The organism is Mesorhizobium sp. WSM4842 (assembly GCF_055901575.1).
This window is the reverse complement of record NZ_CM148372.1, coordinates 4579489-4601569: the sequence shown is the minus strand read 5'-3', so window position 1 is coordinate 4601569 and position 22081 is coordinate 4579489. Positions and strand designations below refer to the sequence as shown.

The 22081-nt window shown below is 59.1% G+C and carries 19 protein-coding genes; 10 read left to right on the top strand and 9 right to left on the bottom strand.

What is annotated here, in order from left to right; all coding sequences use genetic code 11:
• Positions 1-97: 97 nt before the first annotated feature.
• The 9 genes from AC0NIE_RS22240 to AC0NIE_RS22200 form a co-directional block, all read right to left on the bottom strand.
• Entirely contained in the window at positions 98-316 is a 219-nt protein-coding gene (locus AC0NIE_RS22240; RefSeq protein ID WP_473487318.1) for a DUF3072 domain-containing protein, read from the bottom strand.
• Positions 317-561: 245 nt separating this feature from the next.
• Complete coding sequence (locus tag AC0NIE_RS22235) at positions 562-1149, bottom strand: ATP-dependent DNA ligase (protein ID WP_474044056.1); 588 nt, start codon at positions 1147-1149, stop codon at positions 562-564.
• Between the two features lie 377 nt (positions 1150-1526).
• Positions 1527-1865 (bottom strand): slr1659 superfamily regulator, encoded by a 339-nt coding sequence (locus AC0NIE_RS22230; RefSeq protein WP_473487320.1) that lies wholly within the window; start codon positions 1863-1865, stop codon positions 1527-1529.
• An 18-nt stretch (positions 1866-1883) separates the two neighbouring features.
• Positions 1884-2444 carry a slr1658 superfamily regulator gene (locus tag AC0NIE_RS22225; RefSeq protein WP_473487321.1) on the bottom strand — a complete coding sequence of 187 codons (561 nt, stop codon included), beginning with the start codon at positions 2442-2444 and terminating at the stop codon, positions 1884-1886.
• A gap of 2 nt (positions 2445-2446) precedes the next feature.
• Complete coding sequence (locus AC0NIE_RS22220; protein WP_473487322.1) at positions 2447-4831, bottom strand: SpoIIE family protein phosphatase; 2385 nt, start codon at positions 4829-4831, stop codon at positions 2447-2449.
• Positions 4828-6006 (bottom strand): class I SAM-dependent methyltransferase, encoded by a 1179-nt coding sequence (locus AC0NIE_RS22215; RefSeq protein ID WP_077383357.1) that lies wholly within the window; start codon positions 6004-6006, stop codon positions 4828-4830. The genes AC0NIE_RS22220 and AC0NIE_RS22215 overlap by 4 nt, the downstream gene beginning before the upstream one ends.
• Positions 6003-6524, bottom strand: a complete 522-nt coding sequence (locus AC0NIE_RS22210) for a ubiquinone biosynthesis methyltransferase UbiE (RefSeq protein ID WP_123151430.1) — start codon at positions 6522-6524, stop codon at positions 6003-6005. Before AC0NIE_RS22210 ends, AC0NIE_RS22215 begins: the two co-directional genes overlap by 4 nt.
• Positions 6525-6696: 172 nt before the next feature.
• Complete coding sequence (locus tag AC0NIE_RS22205; protein ID WP_473487405.1) at positions 6697-8364, bottom strand: putative bifunctional diguanylate cyclase/phosphodiesterase; 1668 nt, start codon at positions 8362-8364, stop codon at positions 6697-6699.
• 303 nt (positions 8365-8667) lie between these two features.
• Positions 8668-9810, bottom strand: a complete 1143-nt coding sequence (locus tag AC0NIE_RS22200; RefSeq protein WP_473487323.1) for a helix-turn-helix domain-containing protein — start codon at positions 9808-9810, stop codon at positions 8668-8670.
• 230 nt (positions 9811-10040) lie between these two features.
• Here AC0NIE_RS22200 and AC0NIE_RS22195 point away from each other — a divergent pair, with 230 nt between their 5' ends.
• From AC0NIE_RS22195 to AC0NIE_RS22150, 10 genes are all read left to right on the top strand, one after another.
• Positions 10041-10343, top strand: coding sequence for a hypothetical protein (locus AC0NIE_RS22195; RefSeq protein ID WP_473487324.1), 303 nt, complete (start codon positions 10041-10043; stop codon positions 10341-10343).
• A 1489-nt stretch (positions 10344-11832) separates the two neighbouring features.
• Positions 11833-13881, top strand: a complete 2049-nt coding sequence (locus tag AC0NIE_RS22190) for a family 16 glycosylhydrolase (RefSeq protein ID WP_473487325.1) — start codon at positions 11833-11835, stop codon at positions 13879-13881.
• Positions 13882-14401: 520 nt separating this feature from the next.
• Positions 14402-15988 (top strand): adenylate/guanylate cyclase domain-containing protein, encoded by a 1587-nt coding sequence (locus AC0NIE_RS22185; RefSeq protein ID WP_123151427.1) that lies wholly within the window; start codon positions 14402-14404, stop codon positions 15986-15988.
• Positions 15989-16308: 320 nt separating this feature from the next.
• On the top strand, positions 16309-16671 hold the full coding sequence (locus tag AC0NIE_RS22180) for a ParB/Srx family N-terminal domain-containing protein (RefSeq protein WP_342211006.1): 363 nt from the start codon (positions 16309-16311) through the stop codon (positions 16669-16671).
• Between the two features lie 424 nt (positions 16672-17095).
• Entirely contained in the window at positions 17096-17527 is a 432-nt protein-coding gene (locus AC0NIE_RS22175) for a CBS domain-containing protein (protein ID WP_473487326.1), read from the top strand.
• Positions 17528-17805: 278 nt separating this feature from the next.
• Positions 17806-18306, top strand: a complete 501-nt coding sequence (locus AC0NIE_RS22170; RefSeq protein ID WP_473487327.1) for an NADH-quinone oxidoreductase subunit J family protein — start codon at positions 17806-17808, stop codon at positions 18304-18306.
• Positions 18306-18608 (top strand): NADH-quinone oxidoreductase subunit NuoK, encoded by a 303-nt coding sequence (gene nuoK, locus AC0NIE_RS22165; RefSeq protein WP_473487328.1) that lies wholly within the window; start codon positions 18306-18308, stop codon positions 18606-18608. The genes AC0NIE_RS22170 and nuoK overlap by 1 nt, the downstream gene beginning before the upstream one ends.
• Before the next feature lie 4 nt (positions 18609-18612).
• Entirely contained in the window at positions 18613-20076 is a 1464-nt protein-coding gene (locus AC0NIE_RS22160) for a monovalent cation/H+ antiporter subunit D family protein (protein ID WP_473487329.1), read from the top strand.
• Positions 20073-20327 carry a hypothetical protein gene (locus AC0NIE_RS22155; protein ID WP_473487330.1) on the top strand — a complete coding sequence of 85 codons (255 nt, stop codon included), beginning with the start codon at positions 20073-20075 and terminating at the stop codon, positions 20325-20327. Before AC0NIE_RS22160 ends, AC0NIE_RS22155 begins: the two co-directional genes overlap by 4 nt.
• Positions 20320-22080, top strand: a complete 1761-nt coding sequence (locus tag AC0NIE_RS22150; RefSeq protein ID WP_473487331.1) for a Na(+)/H(+) antiporter subunit D — start codon at positions 20320-20322, stop codon at positions 22078-22080. The genes AC0NIE_RS22155 and AC0NIE_RS22150 overlap by 8 nt, the downstream gene beginning before the upstream one ends.
• Position 22081: the final 1 nt, after the last annotated feature.

Below are 22081 nucleotides of genomic sequence, written 5' to 3'. Positions count from 1 at the left end.
GACCACGGTAACAAAACTGGACAGAGCCGCTGCCTGGTTCGATGGAACGGCCCCAGGAACGGCCCCCGTCACTGGAGACCAGGAGCCACAGCGGGCACTACAGGCCTAACTTCTCCCGGAGTGCATCAATGCGTTTAGAGGCTTCCGCCTTGCTGAGGCCGTCAGCATAGGCGTCAGGGTCGTCGGCCTGTTCGGCCAAAGTTTTCAAATAGGAGGCTTGTGCGGGGGTCATGGGGTCATCTCCGCTGATCCAATCTTCCGGGTCCTTTTTGACAGTTGCCGGTGCCTCGATTTTTGGGTTGTGCCGGTCGCCCATGATCAATCTCCCTTGATGATCATCACAATGAGAATGATCATGATTTGTTCCGCCAGATTGTGTCGCGTCCGCCCGCCCAGGCCGGTTACGCGCAAGCGGAGCGAATCTCTTCTTGGCTATTTCATAGCGTGGATACCTATGGTTGTAATCTTGCACGATCCTCAAATCGGTGAGGACGCCCCTTGAGCAGCGATCAGGGCCATTGGAGCCGTACTTGGCTCAACTCGGGAGTCGGCTTCTTCGAATTATTTGGCCTTCAGCCATGTGTTCGACAGTCCGCTCCTGTAGCGGCTGTCGGCGCGCTTCGAGATAATTCCATTGAGCCCGATCTTCTCGACGGTGCGGAAGAGCGCCAGCGCACTGCCCTCGAAGTGCTCACTGTATTGGATCTTGCCGAGGCCAGGCTCAACCAGTTGCCATAGCGCCTGCTTGCGCTGCAGCAGCGGCAAGGAGCCTAGATCACGGCCGTCGAGATGGAGGATATCGAAAGTGACGAACACCAGCCGGCTCGGCTCGTTCCAGATCGCGGCTTCCAGCGCAGGGCAATCGGAAGCGCCCTGCTCGCCGGGAACAATGACCTCGCCGTCGAGAATGGCAGTCCGGCATCGCAGATCGACGGCTAGTGCGATGGACCAGTATTTCGTGGTCCAGTCACGGCCGTTTTTGCTGTAAAGACGCACGCCGCCATTATCGATGATGATCTGGGTTCGATAGCCGTCGAGATTGGCCTCGTGGACCCAGCCCTCATCTTCAGGCGGCCGCTCGACCCGAGTCGGGATCTGCGGCGGAAGAAACTCCAGCCGGCCGCCATCGACCTTGGCACGCTTACTCAATGACGCCACCTTTGACCGCGCAGCGGCGGCTAATCGGCACAGGCAGCACGACATCACCCCAACAGGATGCCTGCCACCTGTGCCGAGCCCCCGCCAAGCCATTGCAAGCATCTACGCACGAGGCCGATCTGTCGTTAGCTTTGCATCCTAATACTTATCCTGGCGTACATATCTTGCTCGGCGCGGCGCTCTTGCACCGTTCCCGACCGGCTTATTGCTGTCCGGGATTGCCGCCAGCCTACGCAGCCCTTGGCTAGAGCGGTTCGTCATTTCACGGAACCGCAGAACCGCTCTATCTCTTTATTTTTTGACTGCAATTCCGGACGGAAAACCGTTCGCACTTTTCCTGGAATTGCTCCGATTGCGGACTACCTTGGTCAGTCCATCAAAAGCACCACAGCGGGATGCAGCTTCTTCAGATTCGGCAATGATTTCGACTGCCAGGGTATGTCGGGCGTTCCACGCACGACGAGTCGAACATCGGGATGCTTGCGCACCTCAATGGTAAATTTCGCCAGCAGGTTGATGCCGGAAGAGTTGAGAAAGTGAAGGTCCTTCAGATTGAGCGTAATGGAAGCGGGATTCGAGGCAAGAACACGGGTCGCCAACGCCGTGATAGGCGCACCGTCGTCGGAACTGGCAAGCCGCATTGCACCGTCGAAGAAAATTTCGCTTCCTTCAGTCCACACGCGGTAATCGTCTGTCTTGATTTCCATAGCCTGGCTTCGTTTTATTTAGTTGTGAATTTGCGAGATCGGAATGGAGGCATATGTCTCCACGCAAATCCGATCGCTTTCGTCTGCGGCGCTGAATATCCAAGCCAGGCGTGCGCCGTAGTCGCTCATCAACGTCAGCAATCCAAGTCCGGAGCCTCCTACGCCGGCGTTGGCGGCATTGGCTTCAATTCGCTGTATCAGCAGGTCCATGGGGTCGCCAACCGTGATGTCCGCCAGGAGACTTTGGAACTCAGACGCATCTTCACCATCGACTTCATTCGACACTTTGAGCTTGAAGCACTCCGAATCCATCGACGCCTCGATCACGATCTCACCCGGTGCGCGAAACTTGACGGCATTTTCGATGAGTTCGTTGACCAGATATCCGATGCTGTGCCGCACTTCCATGTAGTCATTGCGGGACGACCGGAAGCGCAACGCGAAAAGATCGGCGATGAAGTCCGAGGTGGTGGCACAATGACGCCAACTCAAGTCGAGAGGTCCGTCGAACAGCCGCACGCGACTGACGCTCTCCTTCATCCCGATCGCAATATCAGGGGTACCGAACAGCGTTGTCATTGCTATGTGTGCCTTATGATCACGAGGGTGATGTCATCGTGGATCTTCTGGATCCCGATATGGGCCATCAGATCGTCGATGATCCCAGTCTTGATGTCCTCGGCGCTGCTGCCGTGACGTCTTTGTACGCTCTGGCTGAGGCGCTCGAACCCGAACAACTTTCTTTCGTGGTTTTCCGCCTCGGTCACACCGTCGGTGTGCAGCACGATCACGTCGCCGCTTCCGAACAGGATGTCACGCGTGGCAATGAACTTCGAGATGTCATTCTCCAGGCCAACCGGCAGACCCAGATCAATCGTATCGATACGTTCGACTTCCCCATCCGCACGCACGACAAGAACGTCCTCATGCTGGCCGGATAGCGTTACCCGCTCATCTTCGAAGTCAAGAAAGGCCAGCGAGAGATGCTTGTCGGTGTTCGTCCGCTCGATGTTCTTGTAGATCGCTCTGTTCAGCCGATCCAGAAACTGGTGCGGATTCGCTTCGTCGGTCTCCTGCAGCGCGCGTGCAACGGATTGGACCATCAGCATCAGCACGCCGCTCTCAAGACCATGACCGGTCACGTCGCCGATGCCGATCTTGACCCGTGATCCGTTCTGCAGGACGTCATAGTAGTCGCCGCCAACCTCGTCAGCCGGACGCATGTAGGCTGCGATCTCCAGCCCAGGAATCGCTTCGAGTTCGAATTGTTTCGGCAGGACCATCATCTGGATCTGCCTGGCAACCGCGAGCTCGGCACCGAGGCGGACGTTCTCGTCTCGCAGCTTTTCGTTGAGTGCCGAAATCTCCTGGTTGGCGTCCCCGAGCTCCCTGGTTCGTTCGTCGACGAGCTGCTCGAGGTTTTCCGTGTGAAAGCTGATCTGCTCAGCCATCCGGTTGAAAGCGACCCCCACCGCTCCAACCTCGTCGCGCGTCGGAATGCTTACCCGGACTGAATAGTCTTTCGCCTGCAACCGCTTGGCGGCCCCGGCAAGCGCACTGAGGCCTGCAGTGATCCGCTTTGAAATTCCGAAGACAGCCGCAAAGACGATCAGGAGCGAAACGATAACTGCGATGACCTGGGTTATCAGGATCCGGTTGGTTGCGCTGGAAATGCTCTGCTGCGCTGCAAGGAGGGAAGCATAAATTTCCTGTTCGGGGACGACGAAGCCAAGCAGCAGGGTTTCGGCCGTGATGGACCCAGTACTATTCCAGAGATTGACTGGGTTTAGTCGGCGAAGTGCGACGATGTACGGTTGGGCTTTACCGTTTTCCTCAATCGAAATATGCTTAATGACTGTCTTGTCGTCGGCGGGAAGTTCGAGCGCTGCGACGGTCGCGTGCGTGCTCTTTTTGAGCGAGCGATCGAGGCCGGTAACGCCTTGACCTGCCGCACCACTTGCGATCTTGAGCCCGAGCATTTTCTCGCCTTCAGGCTTGATCGCGAGCACATTGCCGTTCGACATGGTGAGAAAACCGAAGCCCGTATCGGCGACCTTCACGCTTTCGACGATGTCAGCGAGTTGATCGAGCGTAACGTCGGCAGCGACCATGCCGGCGACATTACTGCGGTCTTTCGTCCAGAGTGGGTGGAAGAAGCTCACTATGAGCTTGCCGGTAATCGCGTCGATATAAGGAGCAGTCGCAGTGATGTCATCGCCCTTTACGGGGCGCGAATCGGGCTCCCTGATCCAGCCTTCCCAGCCTTCATAGACGCCAGGAAAGAAGAAATCCCAGAAATTCGCTTTATCGTGGCCTGGATAAAGCTTGTCGAAGGTCTGCGCCTGATCGGAATAAGGAATCGTGCGCATGATCGGCCCTGCCTTCGGCCCTACGTAGTAGACCTGCAGCTTCTTGGCGCCAGTTGACATCTGGCTTGTGCCAAAAATATCGAAGATCGCACTCTCCTGAATGTCGCGGAGAATTTCGGGCTTCGGTTGGTGATCAGCGGAGAGGAGATATCCCCAGACACTCATGACCGAAGGTGACCCTTGCCGGGTCTGTACCCAGTTTCCCGTGGCGTCATATGCAAGCGGCGCATTAAAATAGGGGTTCTTCGCCAACGCCTTGCCGATCGCATCTTTTGCTTCCGGATAATCTATTAATCTCTGCATGGAGGCTGCAAGTGCGGTCACCTCGGAGTGCATGCGGCCGAACAGGAGATCGGCGCGCAGCGCCGTCGTCTCGATATAGTTCTGGAGGTATTCCTGGCTTGCCTTGGTGAGGCCGCTCTCGATCTGGTGCGTCGCGTCCCGGGAAAGCCGGTTCACATTCCACAGCGCGACGCCGCCGCCGACGAGGAGGTCGAACAGCACCGCCCCACCCACAACGATCAAGAATTTAGCGCGGAAGCTGTTAAGCCGGAGGACAGGCCAGGGTCTGGGCGGTGTTGCATCCAAATCGGTCATAGCGGCTTGCGTCCCGATGCAACCCAGATCGGCCAGCCGGCATAGCCCTTGGAGTGGAGCGCAGCGAAGATGTGGTCCTGGAAGCCCTGTCGGAACCGCCTGATAAACGCCGGTGTGTCACCTCGCTTGGTAGCCATCTCGCCTGCATAAACATTCTCCCATGCCGCTATGACGTCCGCGAAGTCCTGTGGATCGCCGTCGTGGTTGGTGACCATGAAGGACTCGACCCGAATGTCTTCGAGCCCCGCTTCGGTCAGGTAGCGTTTGCTCTTCGGGCCGAGCTCAATATCCATCTGGAAGTGCGCCCACAGCTTGGCGACCTCGTTATAGGTCCACTGGATGCTGTCGGCGCGTGGTTCGCCCAGGCAGTGCGAATTTTTTTCATTGGTGATGTAGACACGTCCGCCCGGCTTGCAGATGCGAAACAGTTCCCTGAGGATCAGTTCGGGCTTGTTGAACACCTGCAGCGAATGGCGGCACGTGACGAGGTCGAACTGATTTTCCTCGAGCAGCATTTCTGATGCATCGCCATAAGTGTACTCGATGCCCTTGATATCGAACTCCGCAGCCACGTTTCGCGCATAGGCGAGACTCGACCTGGAGTGGTCGAGGGCGACGATCCGCGATGGCTGGAACTCCTTCTGCACGAGCACGGCGAAATCACCTATGCCGCAACAGATGTCGGCCATCACGATCCCGGGCCTCATGCCGTGTCGGGGCAAGATTGCGCGCTCGTGGCGCCAGGTCATCTTTGTTTGTGTGCGCAGGATCGGCACGAACCCGCCTTCCTCAAGGAAGCCCTGCCCCGGATAGAATTCGCTGTCATACTCCTCGACCGTGATGTTCGGTTCGATTCCGCTCAAGCGACCGAACTTTCGTGACGTCCATCCGACGACGCTTGACGTGATGACGATGAATTTGAGATCGGGTCGAGCCCGACAAGCGTCGAGAATGATCCTCGAAAAGGCGTGAAACGCAGCATTGTTCATCTGAGTCAGACGTCTGACATTGACGTAGAGAACGCCGCGCACACGGCCGATCGCATCGCGAAGCAATGCTATGCTGGGTCCAAGTTCATCGATTGCCTGAGGCCGGACCACCCCCGATATGGAGAACTCCTGATTGTTGGCGTCGTATTGCGCCTTGAAACGCGGGAGAAGGTCGTAAGGGTTCAATTTTGCAAGCCCTCGAGCGGGAGATCCACGACAAGCTTGATCGCATCACCGTCGGCTTCCTCGACCCTGAGTGTCGCGTTGTAGTCGATGGCCAGTTCCAAAAGAACCACCTCCCGGCTCGGGGCGAGATCCCCGGATACCGAATTGAGATATCGCTCCCGGACCTCGGATCCTGCGACCAGCGACACGGCTTGTTCGTAGAATTGACGCTCCTCTGGCACGCAAGGGAATGTCAACTCGATCCTGTCCGTCGCGCCATGGCGAGACACCCTGCATGCCAATTCGCCGTCGGCATGGCGCGTACGAAAGGCGACTTCCAGCAATTCGTTAAAGGCGGAAGAAAAGAGATTTGAATGCCGAACCGAGTCTGACCTGTTTCGGCTGATCATCCGGGCCATGTATGTCGAGACATAGTCGCAATGTTTCCAGGCGGAGACGAAAGCTTTGATTTCCATGTCGATCTGGATCATCGGTTCAAAAGTCGGCTCGCCAGCCAGGTGATGATGAACAGTTCCCATCGGCATCCTCACTTTTCCATCGTATTGAGCCCTCGCGGGGTGATGACCTCCGCGACAAAAAATGTCACCGCGTCCTGATGGGTCAGTCTCGCACCGACTCGAAAAATTGCGCGGTATCTGCCTTGATCGTTCTACAAATCTCCACTTCACGGTTAACAAAGGGTGCACGGCGCTAGAGCGCCCGATTTGATTCCTCCATCGCTCGTACCACCCTCAGCGGGGACCGCCTTATGAAATCGCCGATCGCCTCGACTCCAAGCGGCCGCCCCAGGAAATTGCCTTGCAGGCAATCGCAGTTTTCCTTGATCAGCCACCGTGCCTGTGCCGACGTCTCGACCCCCTCGGCAGTGACATTTATTCCCAGGCCGTGTGCCAGGTTCATGATCGATCGCACGATCGTTTGGCTTTTGAGATCGGTCTCCAGGTCCGCAATAAAGTACTGATCGATCTTCAAAGTATCGAAGGGAAAGTTCTTAAGGTAGCTCAACGACGAGTAGTATGTTCCAAAATCGTCAAGAGAAATTCGTATTCCCAAGACGTTCAGAGTGTTCAACGTGTCGATATTGTCGATGGTCTTTTCAAGCAGGACCGTCTCGGTTATCTCAAGTTCAAGTCTGTCGGCTTCGATTCCAACTGCATCGATGATCTGGGCGACGGTGTCCGTCAGCGAACCGCTAAGGAACTGAGCTGGTGACAGGTTTACTGCGACTGTCAGCGAGGAGGGCCACGTCAATGCCTGGCGACAGGCTTCCTCGAGTACCCATCGTCCAATCTCTTCCATCAGACCGTCGGCTTCGGCGATCGGTATGAACACGTTGGGTGGAATGACTCCGACCTCGGGGTGCCGCCACCGCAGCAGCGCTTCGAAACCGATCACCGACGCGGGAGGCCGAATGAGCGGCTGATATTCCAGATAAAGTTCGCCGCGCTCCAGCGCGGTTCGAAGGCTGCGTCTCAGATTCTCGCGTTGCTCGAGCAAGAGCAGCATCGAACGGTTGAATGTTCGAGCGCAACCGCGTCCATCTGTCTTGGCCGCGTAAAGGGCAATATCAGCGGCTTTCATCAACTGTTCGCCATCGGTCCCGTGCTCCGGCCCGAAAGCAATTCCGATGCTCGAGCCGACGAAGACGGGAATGCCGTTGATGACGAACGGGTTCTTGAACGCGTCGACCAGCGATCCGGCGAGGCGCTCAGCCTCTGCTGGCTGCTCCTTTCCCAATTGGATGACAGCGAACTCATCGCCGGCATACCGGTATGCGGATTCGCCGTCCTGCAGGGCGTCGCGGATACGGCCCGCCGCGAGTTGAAGAAGAGTGTCGCCTGCTCCATGGCCGAGCGTGTCGTTGACCGCTTTGAAATCGTCAAGGTCGATTTGCAGAAGGGCTGCTTTCGGCTTTGATCCGCCGAGGGCGGCCATTGCCTGCTGCAGCCGCTCGCCGAATCGCCGCCGATTCTGCAGTCCGGTCAGCACGTCGTGCGTCGCCTGATGGAGCAGAATTACATGCTCTTGCTCCTCCACGACGCTTCGCCCATCGCGCCCCCTTGATTCGATGATTCCCACACCATTCGCAGTGGCGAAAACGAAAGCGGACCGTGGCGCTTCACCCGATGATCGCGGCAAATCAATGCTTGCCGGTGAGCCGCCGTGGAACACACGAAGAAATTCGTCACGATACCTCGCATCGAGGAAGCTCGGGTAGATCTCCCAAACGGCGGCACCCGGCACCACCGCGCCTCCGTACACGCCTTTGAGCTTGGTTGCGTAGTGCGTCAGACAGAAGTCGCGATCATAGAACGACAAAAGTTCGGTCGTGTTCGCCAAAAGGTCAGCGAACAGCACTTCGCCGGGACGTGGTGCATCGCTTGAGGAAGGCCCCTCACTCTCCGTGCCGAAGCCTGATGCCTCCGGGTGCAATAGCGATCTCCATAGGCGTTGAGAATCCACGTCCCCCACCCCGAAATAGCATAACTGTCAAGCTTGGCAAACATACAACTCGCAGTCTCAACAAGTGTCTCATGCTGCGCAGTTGCAATGTATGCTCCGCCGTGATTGGCAGCGACAAATATTCTGGTCCATGAGGCGGCTGATCTTCCCCGCCCCTGTTTTGAGCCCGCCCCACTTCAACCATCCGCGATCCTGTACTCAGCTTCCGAGCGCTTTGAGCCAATGTTCAAAGGAAGAGACCTCCTCGTGTCCGGCATGCGAAACAGAGTGGGCGGGGCGCGGCAACACCACGGAACTTCGGACTTCGCGGGGGCTGTAACCGAATTCCTTGCTAAATGCTCGGCTGAAATTAGCCGCTGAACTAAACCCGACGGCTTCGGCAATATTAACAATGCGCCGGCTGTCCGCCGGATCGCTAAGCGCAACATGGGCTGCCAGAAGTCGGCGACTTTGTATGTAGTGGAGAACACCACCGCTCGGTTCGAACAACTGATAAAGACGAGAGCGCGAGACGCCGAGCGCCCGGCACATTGAATCCGGCGTCAGATGAGCCGCATCCAGATTGTTGTGGACGTATCGACGGGCTCGCTCCATCAGCGCGACACTCACCAATTGTTCGGTGGCCGCGGCATGTTCTGCCGGTGGCGAGAGGCAGGCAATGATCATGCTGCGTGTTGCGTGCACGATGCGGGGCAGATCGTCAGCCGTGAGACTGCGCAGTCTTGCTTCGATGCTGTTGAGGTAGTCGAGCAAAAGGTTGGCAAAGTTGCCGGACAGAATTGAATTATTCTTTGCGTCCAGGGTTGCCGCCGCATCGGCGAACAAATCACGCGGCAAATAGAGAAAGAGACTTTGGGATTCCGTTGCCCTCCCGCGAAACGGGTAGCCAAGCGATCTAATCTCCAATTTGCCCGGCTGGTTTTCCGCTACGCGGCGATCGACCTCCGTCCACGACCGGCCAGTATGCGGCAAAGCGATATACCAGTGATCGATCGAGCTGGACCGAAGCTTCGCAGCAGAACGCATATAACTATGTGCCGGTGCGCGCTGTTGAACGATCAGCATCCCGCCGAGGTTCCAAGCCGTGTGGTTGGCGGGAAAGCCATCGTCGAGCGATTTGTCATCCGGCAACTTGATCTCGACAAGCGGAGCCATATGCGCCTGCCAGGCGACAAATTGATCCTCTGGCGCCAGTTCGAGCGTCGAAAAGGGCAAAGGTTCGAGCGCCGGCGCAAGTGACGGGGCAGCCTCATTGTAAGGTTGAGCTTCGCGCGGCCAACGACGTCGATCGCGCTCAAGCGCCTGCCTCGCAAGCGCCTTGTCCTGCCTCTTAGCGTCCATCGCGTAGTGCCGTATCCGATTCCGGTATGCCCATCTCCACCTCAATCATGTGGTGTATCACAGGCATCTGGCAAGACTAGCGGAACGCGAGTCCACAGGAGCGCCATCACGCTGGGTTACAGCAAGAAATGCATTCCGAGATAAGTTTCTGGATGCGACGATAACGACACTCTTCAACCTGGCGCGTATAGAGTCTTGCACGGTGAAAGCGTAGTTGAGGAGACAACGAAATGAACGCAAAGCTCAAAGCAGAAGATCGTCGCAAGATAATTCTTGATGGATATTTTAATAACGAACCTTTGAAAGATATAGCAGCCAAGGTCGGATGCTCACTGGCGAGTTTGAAAGTCACTGCTAGTAAACTCGGTTGCACTCGAACTCCGAAAGAGGCGGCGGAATTTCGGCGAGGATTTCATGTCCCAGAACAAAAACTGCGAGATTACCGACAACTTATGATTGCTGGACAGTATAGAGCTCGCGAGTGCGCGCTGATTTTGGGACTATTGAAAGACCAATTATCAGTCAGCGAGTAAACTTATTCCAATACACGCCTCAGCGGTTCATCGGCAAAAAAAGGCCCGCCGCAAACACGGGCAACGGGCCCTGAAAGGTTCGCACAGATGCTGCGTCGGCGTTTCAATCGCACCTGCCTCAGCCCTCATGATCTGGCTATTTGCGAACGCGTGTTCGATCAGGTTTGCGCAGATGAACACATTGACTCTTCAAGCCGGGATGCCGAGGCCTTAGCGGTGGCGATTGTCGCAATCTTCCGAAACATTACTACCAAGGAGCGCGAACTGCTGGATGAAGTTAGGTCTCTTCGTCTTTCAAAGGGCGCAGAGCGGACTAGCTTGGCGCCGTTCCGAGGCGAATTGTTCTAGTCCCGCGTTGGCACAGCCGGATTGGCATCTGCATTGCCCCATTGAGTCCCGCCAGAGTGTAGCCACAGCGCTTGCGAAGGGGACGGAAATGGGCTTAGCCGAAGACTTGTCTGATGTTGCGCTCACATTCGAATGTCCGGATTGCTCGCATCCGGCGGTAAGGAAGGGCTCTGCGCTAAGAACGATCGCGCACTTCAGATGCGACGGGTGCAACGCCAACGTACGGATCACCTATCCGCAGAAGCTGGCGATCTTCGAAAAGTACAGGCTATTAGCCGCCCAAGGGGCATTGCGATAAGACGATCCGGAAGCGCGTCGCCAATGGCCGTCACGTGGACCAGATGCAAGAGGTCGATGCCCTGGTGGGCCTCGCTAAAGAAATGGCCGACCGGCAACTGGCCGGGTTAGAAAGCCCGGCAGATAAAAACGATGGCTCTGTGCAAGACGGTGACGATGCAAAGGACTGGGCGTCGTCGACCGCCTCCTCACATTCCGCGATCACGGAATTACTCGAATCGCCAAGTTTGGTACTATCCAACGGCGGACCCCAATCCGCCAGGCCGGCGCCCTACAGGCATTCTACCCCAACGCCCCCCAAGCGGCGCCGGCCTTCCCCTTGTATGGCGTTGCCAATCAGCAATCTTCGGTGGTCTTCTTCATTTGCCCGGGGGCGGCGGTCTCGGCGTCCGTGTCCTGCTGACCAGGGGCGGCCTCCTGCGCGCTGCCGGCCTGCTGGCCAGGCGCGCAATCCTTGGCCGAGTTCGGGTTCGTGCCGCTGGTGGTGGTGGTGTCAGTCCCCTGATCGGTGCTAGGCGTGGTCGTGGTTGTGGTCGTGGAGGTTCCGCCCGAAGTTCCGCTCGTCGTCTGGGCAAAGGAAAGCCCGGCGGAAAGCGCCTACACGGCCGAGGCCAAAAGGATTCGTTTCATATTCTTTCTCCTGTCTTAACACGACGCGCGCAGTATCGTGTGCCGGCTACGTCAACCGATTTGCGACTTCTCCCAAATCTCGTGAAGCGTTGGGGATAACCGCACTGACCCCATTTGCGGCGGAATCGGTGTCCATTACCGTTCCGTTAACAAATGCACGATTAGATCTTGGTGGGGTCACCGCGAAAATGTTGCGCGAACGAGGAGCCCATCAATGGCTGCGATTGCTCTTCCTGGCGATTGGACCGGACAGTACAAGGGATCGGAGCTGAACCTCTCCGGTTTCAACCTCTCCTTTTCTGACGAGTTCAATACGATGGATGTCGTGCCGAACAACGGCACCGGCAAGTGGTTCGCGCCTGTGCATGCCCCCTATGGGGCTGCCACGTTCATGTCCCCGGTGGGGGCAACGAATCCATTCTCCGTCTCTGACGGGCAGCTGACCATTACCATGAAGCAGGTGGACGGCGTCTGGCAGTCTGGAACGATGCAAACGGTTAACAGCGCCGGCCAGGGTTTCGCGCAAGAGTACGGGTACTTCGAGATGCGCGCAGCCTTTCACGGCGGGGCGGGAGCCTGGCCGGCTTTCTGGATGCTGTCGCCCGATCAGACTGTGCCACGCGTCGAGATCGACATCGTTGAAGCGTATGGGGGCGATCCCGATGGTCATCACCAGGCGGTGCACTTGAGCAATAGGGAAAGCCACGCTTGGGAAAGCAACTATACGGGCCTCGCCGGTTCGATGTTCGACGGGGCGTTTCACACCTACGGCGCGAGGATCACGACGGACTGGATCACCGTGTACTATGACGGCAAGGAGCTGAGCCGCTTTCCAATGAGCGAGTCATTCCGCACGCCGCTCTATATGTTGGCCTCGCTTGCCATGAATCCCCTTGAGGTCGAGCGGGCGGCCGGCACCTACAAGATGGTCATCGACTACGTGCGCGCCTATGCCGCGCCGGACGTGATGGAGCAGCACCTGACCGGGACGGATGCGGCGGATATCCTGAACGGCGGCAGCTTTGATGACGTTCTGGACGGCGGAGCTGGTGCTGACAAAATGTCCGGCGGTTTCGGCAACGATACCTACCGCGTCGACAACGCATTCGACGTAGTCATCGAGGCTGACGGCGCCGGCATCGATCTGGTCATCACCTCGATGACGTATTCGCTGTCCGGCCAGCAAATAGAGCAGCTCACACTCTCCGGCGTTGCCGACATCGACGCGATGGGTAACGAACTCGACAACACGCTTGTCGGCAACGCTGGCAGCAACCTGCTCGACGGCGGGGTCGGAATCGACAGCATGGAGGGCGGCGCGGGCGACGATACCTACTATGTCGACAATGTGCTCGACCGCCTGGTCGAGGGCGATGCGGCGGGCAACGATTGGGTGTTCAGCTCGAGCACCTATTCACTGCCACGCTATGTCGAAAATCTGACTCTCATCGGCCTTGGCGCTATCAATGGTCGCGGCAATTCTTCCGACAATGAGCTGACCGGGAACAATGGGAACAACACGCTGGACGGCCTTGCCGGCAACGACACCATATGGGGCGGGGCGGGTAGCGACCGGTTATCTGGCTATGATGGCGCCGACCTTCTCGATGGCGGGACCGGGGCCGACCAGATGAATGGCGGAGCCGGCAACGATACCTATTATGTGGACAACGTACTGGACACCGTCATCGACGAAGCGGGCCTCGACCAGATTTTCAGCTTGGTCACGTACTCACTGGCGGTCGATCGCCGGCTGGTAGAAAATCTGCGTCTGACCGGAAACGCCAACGTCGGAGCCACGGGGAATTCCCTCGACAACGTGCTCGACGGCAACGACAGCGACAACAAACTGGACGGCGGCCGAGGCAATGATTCCGTGTTTGGGTGGGGTGGCAACGATACACTAAATGGCGGCCTGGGCATTGACTGGCTTACTGGTGGCGCCGGCAACGATTCCTTCGTTTTCAGCGCGCCGCTCTCAGTGGCCAACCGCGACATCATCGCGGATTTCGACCATACGGCCGATGCATTCAGGCTCCAGAATTCGGTAATGCAGGGGCTTGGAGCCACCACCGGAGCCCTCGAGCCAAGGTACTTCTTCGCTGGGACTGGCGCGCACGACGCCGACGACCACATCGTCTATGACGAGGTTACGGGTGCGTTGTTTTACGATTCCAACGGAAACGTCGCAGGCGGCGTGACACAGCTCGCGACGCTGACGAACAGGCCGACGCTGCTGGCCGACGATTTTTTCGTGATCTGATCCGGCGCTACAGCGGTGCGCGTGAAAAAGAGATCAAGCGCACCGTTGTAACTTCTTGTTTGCGCATCGCTTTGTTCGAAAACCGGTGACCTCTTTTTCGAGCGATGCTCTAAATTAGTTCTACTGCGTCATAAACTGTGTTGGGTGTCGCCCCGGCATTCGTCACAGTCCGCAGTTGGCCGGGCGCCGAAGGATACGCTTCGCGGGACACTTTCTTTTCCGACGCGCTCTCCGGCCGCAGAAGTCTCAACCTTGCCAATGGTGAACCTCTGACCCTGAGCGGTTATCGCGGAGCGCATTCCGGGCCACAACCGACTTCGCGACATCCCCTTCACTGATTCACGGCCCGTCTAGCGCGAGAATGCGAAATCCGCTGTGACGGTGGGGGCTTAGCAACAACCGCTCAAGGTCGATCCGTCGTTGCAGGGCTGACGTGTTTTCATCGAGCCAAGACTGACGCTAGTACCGTGCCGGGAATGAGCTATAATTCAGATACTAATGACTGCCGGGCGCTGGCACAATGGCTGGACTGGGTGAACAGATTGCGCGTCAGCAGCGAACCATGGGACCGCTCCTGGTGGCGGCAGTGGTCATCGGCCTTATAGGTCTGCCCGTCGCAGCCTGGCTCGACCTGCGAGACCTATCGGAACGGATGCTGCGCACGCAAGCCAGCGAAATCAGCCGGATCATCGACGAAATGCGCGGATTCTACGGCAGCGACGTTGTGGGACGCGTGCTGCAAGCAGACGACGCCGTGACCGCGACGCACAACTACCGGGATGTGCCAGGTGCGATCCCTATTCCAGCAACCCTCTCGATCGAACTCGGCAAGCGCATCAGCGCTCACGACGGATCCGTCAAATATCGGTTCGTCTCGGATCTACCTTTCAAAGGTCGCGACCCCCACCAACTCGATGTATTCGAGCGGAATGCAATCCTTGCTTTGCGCGCCAACCCGAGGGAGCCGATCATCGAAGTCTCGGGTTCGCTGTTTGACCGGCACGTCCGCGCCGCGGCCCCTGTTGTAATGGGACAAGTCTGCGTGACCTGCCATAACTCACACCCGGACAGCCCCAAGACGGACTGGAAGGTAGGGGATGTCCGAGGGATCCAGGAGATATCAGTCAATCAGCCTATCGCTGCGAACGTCCTCACCTTCAAGTATCTGCTCCTATATTTCGGCTTCGCGGCGGCGGCGGGCCTGACGTTCATTCTCCTGCAGCGTCGGCAGTCCGCCTTGGTTCAGGGCATCAATAAGGAGCTTTCCGAGGCAAACGACTTCCTGGCCGCGATTTCATTGAAGATCGCCAAATATCTTTCGCCTCAAATTTACAAAAGCATCTTCAGCGGCCAGAAGGACGTCACCATCGCGACCGAGCGCAAGAAGCTCACGATCTTTTTCTCCGACGTGAAGGATTTCACGGCGATCGTGGAACGGCTCCAGCCTGAGGACTTGACGCTTCTCCTCAACGAGTACTTCACCGAGATGTCGACAATCGCGCTCAAGCACGGCGGCACCATCGACAAGTTCATCGGCGACGCGCTTCTTGTGTTCTTCGGAGACCCCGAGACGCAAGGCGTCGAGGAAGACGCGAGAGCCTGCTTGCGCATGGCTGTCGACATGCAGCATCGGCTGGAGCAGTTGAACAGGGTGTGGCATGACCGCGGAGTTGAACGGCCCTTCCGAGTTCGCATGGGCATCAACACGGGCTATTGCAATGTTGGGAACTTTGGTTCCGATGATCGGATGGACTACACGATCATTGGGGCCGAAGCGAACTTGGCGGCCCGTCTGCAGTCGATTGCCGAGCCCGGCGGCATCTGCCTCAGCTATGAGACTTACGCGCTCGTCCGCGACCTTGTCCGGGCGCGTCCGTTAGCACCGATTGCCATGAAGGGGATCAGCCGGGAGGTCGTCCCCTACGAAGTCGAGGGCCTCCTGGGTGAACTGGCCCAGCGCCCTCAGGTCATCAGCGAGCACGCGACTGGCCTCGACTTGTTCCTCGATGTCGAGGCAATCGACGAGAACGGGGTCGAGCGGGCGAAGAAACGACTTTCGGAGGCGCTCCTGGCCTTAACCATCCGAAACAAGCCCGCGGCTTTATAAATTTGAAGCGGCGGGACTGGCGCAGGACTCCCCGTTGCATGGGCCGATCGAAGTTCTTCGCAAACAATTGTTCTCCCACGAGAACAGCAGAGATTACAGACACATAGCGGCCCTGCTATAATCGGGACTTGAAGCAGGCGGACGTACTTGGCCGATGAGCCTGCACGGAAAGGAACTCCGATGCAGGTGGACCACGGCGATGAAGCCCTTATAATTTCGCGCCTGTGGCGGGTGGGGCTGCTATCTCTCCGTCTGCTGTCGGTCAAATCGGCGGCGTCGAGAATGCTCCTCCTCGCCTCGCAGTGGAGTACCGTCCGGCGGTGGCTCTGATCCCTTACGAGAAGAACGCCCGCACCCACTCCGATGCCCAGGTGGCGCAGATCGCCGCCTCGATCCGGGAATTCGGCTGGACGAACCCGGTCCTGGTCGACGGCGCGAACGGTATCATAGCTGGCCACGGCCGCCTCCTGGCAGCGAGAAAGCTCGGGCTGCAGCAAGTACCCGTTATCGAACTCCTTGGCCTGAGCGAGGCGCAGAAAAGAGTCTTGGTCATAGCCGACAACAAGCTGGCGCTCAATGCCGGCTGGGACACCGAACTGCTGGGTCTCGAACTGGCCGACCTGGGCGAGCTTGGCTTCGATCTGTCCCTCACCGGCTTCGACGATTTGGAAATTGCCGCCTGACCAACATTGGTAAACCTGGCCTTACCGATCCAGATGACGTGCCTGACCCGCCGGAGCAGCCAACCACCCTCCCCGGCGATGTCTGGACGCTCGGCAAGCATCGGCTGATTTGCGGCGATAGCACCAATGCGAGGGATGGCCCCTGAGGGTCTTTAGTCGCTTTGCGAAGTTGTAGGCATCGAGGAAGGAGTCTGGCGCTCGGCGCTCTCGGCTGATCGATGAGCATCGGCGCCGGCAAGGCGACCCCTGTAGCAGGCGGCGGTTTGTGTGAGCCAATCATGAAGGCCTACCGCCAGGAAGCACTGGTGCCTGAGCGCGCAAATCGGACTTGAAATATGAAGGCGCGCGGCGCACGATGGCGCAGAAATGCACCGAGAGGGAGACGGGGTCGAGGGCTGGAGCGTAGCAGCGCTTGGAGGAAGCCATGAACGTCAAAGCGATTCTCGAGGACAAGGGTCGAGCCGTCGAGACGATCGGCCCGAACGAGACGCTCGCCGTGGCGATCAACAGGCTCGCCGAACACAGGATCGGCGCACTGGTCGTTACCAATGATGATCGCAAGGTGGTCGGCATCGTGTCCGAGCGCGACATCGTCTGCGCCATGGACAAGTATGGGGCTGCGGCCCTGCAGCAGAGTGTCCGTCACGCAATGACCGCCAAGGTCAACCTCTGCACCGAGAACCACACGATCAACCAGGTCATGGAGATCATGACCACAGGCCGCTTCCGCCACCTGCCCGTGGTAAAGAACGGCCAACTCGACGGCATCGTCTCGATCGGCGACGTGGTGAAGAAGCGCATCGAGGAGGTCGAGCGCGAGGCCGAAGAGATTATTCACTACATCTGGGCGGGGTAAGCTCGCCAAAGGCCCGCCGTCTGGCCGCGACGTCCTTTTTTCAGGGTTTCTGATCCCGTGCCGAACCTCCTTCGGCAGCCTGAATAACGGATAGGCAGGCTGCGGGATCGCACACCATATCAGATGCTGAGACTTGGGCATAACGTAGCGCCAAACCATGCAATCTTGAGAAAAATTCGATACTAGGGCACAATTTGTAGACGCATCTGAAGTGCGCAGCTATCTCAAACCCGGCCGTCTTGCGCCGAGCGACAGATCGCGGCGGAGGGTCGGCGTCGATGGATCAGGCGTTCTTTCTTCTGTTCGCTGCGGCGTCCGTGATCACGGCACTGACCGTGGTCCTGGCGCGGAATCCGGTTCACAGCGCATTGGCGCTGATGGCGTGTTTCCTGCAGATATCGGCAATCTTCGTCTTGCTCGAGGCGCCGTTGCTCGCGGTCATCCAGATATTTGTCTATGTCGGCGCGATCATGGTCCTGTTCCTGTTCGTGATCATGATGATAGATGTGCGCGAAGCGGTGTTGCAGCGCTTCGTGCCGGGCGGCAACCTGCCGGCCATGGTGCTGCTCGTCCTGCTTGGGGTCGAGATGCTTGTGCTGGTGCTCTGGAGCGACCGCTTTTCGGTCACGGAGCCCGTCGTTGTGCGCGGCGGCGATCAGATCAGGCAACTCAGCACGACACTTTTCGCCGACTATCTCCTGCCGTTTGAAGCCGCCTCGGTCATCCTGCTGGCCGCCCTGGTCGGCGCCATCGTGCTGGCGCGGAAGGAGCAGGAGTGATGGTTCCGCTCTCGTGGTATATTTTGCTCGGAGTGGTCCTGTTCGTGATCGGAGCAGCAGGCGTACTGCTCAGGCGCAATATCCTGGTCGTGCTGATGTCGCTGGAGCTCCTGCTCAACTCGGTCAACATCAATTTCATCGCTTTCGGGCATTACGGCGACGATTTCCGCGGGCAGATATTCGCGATCTTCGTCATCGCAATCACCGCGGCGGAGGTTGCCGTCGCCCTCGGCATCTTGGTTGCCCTCGTAAGGAACAAGTCCACTCTCAAGGTCGACGACGTGACCATGTTGAAAGGATAGCGGCTTGGAACCGGTGATATCGATCCGGCCGCTGCTTGCCGTCGGCGTTGCGGGCCTGGCGGCCCTGGCCGTTCTCCTTCTGAACAACCGCGAGAAACTCCGCGATGTCGTCTCGCCGTTGGCCGCGATCGCCATGTTCGCAATTGTCGCCTCGATGGCGCCCACGGTGCTGGCGGGCGGGACGGTCGATTTGCGCCTGTTCGAGATTCTGCCGGGGATCGACTTCGCTTTCCGGGTCGATGCGCTCGGCATGGTGTTTGCCACCGTCTCGTCGCTCTTGTGGATCGTGGCGGCGATCTATTCCATCGGCTACATGCGCCACTTGAACGAGCACGCGCAGACCCGGTTCTTCGCCTGCTTCGCCGCCAGTCTCGCGGCGGCCGTCGGGGGCGCCTTCGCCGCCAATCTGTTCACGCTGGTGATCTTCTACGAGGTGCTCAGCCTCGTTACCTATCCGCTCGTCTATCACCACGAGGACGAAGAGGGATGGACGGGTAGCCGCAAGTACCTCGTCTATTTGATGGGGGCGTCGAAAAGCGTGCTTCTCGCCGCGCTGGCGCTGACCTACCATCAGGCGGGGTCGCTCGACTTCGTGCCAGGCGGGCTGCTGGCCGGGGTCGATGCCTCGCCGGCGCTGCTGACCGTGGTCTACTTCTGCTATCTGTTCGGCTTCGCCAAGGCCGCGGTGATGCCGATGCACGCCTGGCTGCCTGCCGCGATGGTCGCGCCGACACCGGTCAGCGCACTCTTGCATGCGGTGGCCGTGGTCAAGATGGGCGTGTTCTGCGTGCTGCGGGTGGTGTTCCATGTCTTCGGCACGGGGCTGGTGGACGGGCTGGGGCTCGGCATCGCAACGGCCTATCTGGTCTCGTTCACGATCCTGATGGCGTCCATCTACGCCCTGACGCGGGACGACCTGAAGGCGCGGCTCGCCTATTCGACGGTCAGCCAACTCTCCTACATCGTGCTGGGCGCGGTCCTGCTGTCGCCGGTCGCGATGGTTGGCGGGATCATCCACATTGCGGCGCATGCGTTCTCCAAGATCACGCTCTTTTTCTGCGCCGGGTCGATCTATTGCGCGTCCGGCAAGCGGAACATCAGCGACATGGCCGGCATCGGCCGCAGGCTGCCCTGGACGATGGGCGCGTTCTTCGTGGCCTCGCTCAGCATGATCGGGGTGCCGCCGACCGCGGGCTTCGTCAGCAAGTGGTATCTGGCGCTGGGCTCGGTGGAGGCGGGGGAGATTGCGTTCCTGGTCGTGCTCTTGGTGAGCTCGGTCCTGAACGCCGCCTACTTCCTGCCGGTCAGCTATGTCGCTTTTTTCGGAACGGAGACACAGGAAAGTCCGGCGACGGTCCGTGAAATTCCGATGATGACGATCCCGCTGGTCGCGACCGCGATCCTGTCGGTGTCGATGGGTATTTTCCCCGGCTATTTTCTCACCCTGGCGGAAGGAGTGGTCAGATGATCAGGCGTGTCGTCGATTTCTTTGGTGGGGCGAGATACGCGGAGCAACGCCGCCGGCTGTTTTATCTGGCGCTCGTTCTGATCGTCATCGCCGATTTTCTGGTCCCCCGCGAACACGCTGAATACCTGTGGGACCGCTTGCCGGGCTGGTCGGCCGTCTATGGCTTCTTGTCCTGCGTCCTGCTGATCTTCGTCTCCAAGTTCCTCGGCCATCAGGGCGGGTTGATGCGGCGCGAGGACTATTATGACTGACTTCGTCCATCCCGCCGTCCTATTCATTCTCGGCGCCCTGCCGATCCCCTTCCTGAAAGGGTCAATCCGCAAGGCTTATCTGCTGCTGATCCCGGCGCTGGCGATCCTCGCCGTTTTCACGATGCAGCCTGGCAGCTACGGTGCGGCGCAGTTCATCGGGCAGGAACTCCTGATTGCGAAGGTCGACAAGTTGAGCATCGTCTTCGCCACCGTTTTCACTATCATGGCGCTGATCGGCATGGTCTACGCGCTGCACCTGACGCGCGCCGGAGAGCATGTGGCGGCGTTCGTCTACGTCGGCAGCGCGCTCGGCGTGGTGTTTGCCGGCGACTACCTGACCCTGTTCCTGTTCTGGGAAGGTATGGCGTTTGCCTCTGCCTATCTGGTCTTTGCCCAGGGAGGCGGGCCGGCGGTCCGTGCCGGGTTTCGGTATCTCATGGTCCATATCACCGGCGGCGTCGCCCTGCTCGGCGGCGTCATTCTCCACGGGCTCGCCACCAGCTCGCTGCTCTTCGGCCCGATCGAGGGGGGGATGGGCGTCGCCGCCTACCTGATCCTTGCCGGGTTCATGCTCAACGCCGCGGTGCCGCCGCTCAACGCCTGGCTGACCGACGCCTACCCGGAGGCGACCGTCACCGGGGCGGTGTTCATGAGCGCCTTCACCACCAAGACCGCCGTCTACGTGCTGGCGCGGACGTTTCCGGGGACCGAGATTCTGGTCTGGCTCGGCACGGTGATGGCGCTTTACGGCGTCATCTACGCGGTGTTGGAGAACGACTGCCGGCGGCTCTTGGCCTATCACATAGTCAGCCAGGTGGGCTACATGGTGGCGGGCGTCGGCATCGGCACCGAGATGGCGGTAAACGGGGCCACTAGCCATGCCTTCGCGCATATCCTCTACAAGGCGCTCCTGTTCATGGGCGCGGGGGCGGTGATCCATGTCACCGGGCTGCGCAAGCTCACCGAGCTCGGCGGGCTCTACAGGACCATGCCGCTGACCGTGGCGCTCTACATGGTCGGCGCCTTCGCGATCTCGGCATTTCCGTTCTTCTCGGGCTTTGTCACCAAGTCGATGGTGGTCGCCGCCGCCGGGCAGGACCACCGCGCGCTGGTGGTGTTAGCGCTCACCATGGCGTCGTCGGGAACCTTCCTGCACACCGGGCTGAAGCTGCCCTACTACATGTTCTTCGGCACCGACCGTGGGCTTCAGGCGCGCGAGCCGCCCCGCAACATGCTCGTTGCGATGGGCATGGCGGCGGTGCTCTGCATTGCGATCGGGGTTTTCCCCCAGCCGCTTTACGCGCTTCTGCCCTATCGGGTCGACTTCGAACCCTACACCGGCGTCCATGTCACCGAGAGCCTCGGTGTGCTGATGTTCACCGCACTGGGCTTCGTGCTGTTCCTCAGGGCGCTCGACCCCGAGAACACGATCAGCCTCGACACCGACTGGTTCTACCGCAAAGGCGCGCGGCATTTCATGTGGCTCGCCGAAAAACCGTTGGCGCGCTACGAGCAGGCGGTGAGCGACGTGTCCGAGACCGCGGTGCTGCCCTTCCTGCACGGGACCGCACGGGCCGGACTGCGGATCGATCTCAACGGTGTGGACGCCGTCGTGAGCGGCGTCGCCCGCTCGATCCTGCGCGGTGGCGGCGCGCTGCGCAAGCTGCAGACCGGCGTCGTGACCCATTACGCGCTGGCGATGATCGTCGGTGTGATCGCAGCCATCGCCGTCTTCGCCGTGGCGTGGCAGTAGG

Coding starts and splice junctions, on each gene's coding strand:
- nuoK (WP_473487328.1), top strand. CDS start 18,306: ATGGTTCCGCTCTCGTGGTATATTTTGCTCGGAGTGGTCCTGTTCGTG.
- AC0NIE_RS22200 (WP_473487323.1), bottom strand. CDS start 9,810: ATGGACGCTAAGAGGCAGGACAAGGCGCTTGCGAGGCAGGCGCTTGAG.
- AC0NIE_RS22195 (WP_473487324.1), top strand. CDS start 10,041: ATGAACGCAAAGCTCAAAGCAGAAGATCGTCGCAAGATAATTCTTGAT.
- AC0NIE_RS22185 (WP_123151427.1), top strand. CDS start 14,402: ATGGCTGGACTGGGTGAACAGATTGCGCGTCAGCAGCGAACCATGGGA.
- AC0NIE_RS22175 (WP_473487326.1), top strand. CDS start 17,096: ATGAACGTCAAAGCGATTCTCGAGGACAAGGGTCGAGCCGTCGAGACG.
- AC0NIE_RS22170 (WP_473487327.1), top strand. CDS start 17,806: ATGGATCAGGCGTTCTTTCTTCTGTTCGCTGCGGCGTCCGTGATCACG.
- AC0NIE_RS22210 (WP_123151430.1), bottom strand. CDS start 6,524: ATGGGAACTGTTCATCATCACCTGGCTGGCGAGCCGACTTTTGAACCG.
- AC0NIE_RS22240 (WP_473487318.1), bottom strand. CDS start 316: ATGGGCGACCGGCACAACCCAAAAATCGAGGCACCGGCAACTGTCAAA.
- AC0NIE_RS22150 (WP_473487331.1), top strand. CDS start 20,320: ATGACTGACTTCGTCCATCCCGCCGTCCTATTCATTCTCGGCGCCCTG.
- AC0NIE_RS22190 (WP_473487325.1), top strand. CDS start 11,833: ATGGCTGCGATTGCTCTTCCTGGCGATTGGACCGGACAGTACAAGGGA.
- AC0NIE_RS22230 (WP_473487320.1), bottom strand. CDS start 1,865: ATGGAAATCAAGACAGACGATTACCGCGTGTGGACTGAAGGAAGCGAA.
- AC0NIE_RS22225 (WP_473487321.1), bottom strand. CDS start 2,444: ATGACAACGCTGTTCGGTACCCCTGATATTGCGATCGGGATGAAGGAG.
- AC0NIE_RS22155 (WP_473487330.1), top strand. CDS start 20,073: ATGATCAGGCGTGTCGTCGATTTCTTTGGTGGGGCGAGATACGCGGAG.
- AC0NIE_RS22220 (WP_473487322.1), bottom strand. CDS start 4,831: ATGACCGATTTGGATGCAACACCGCCCAGACCCTGGCCTGTCCTCCGG.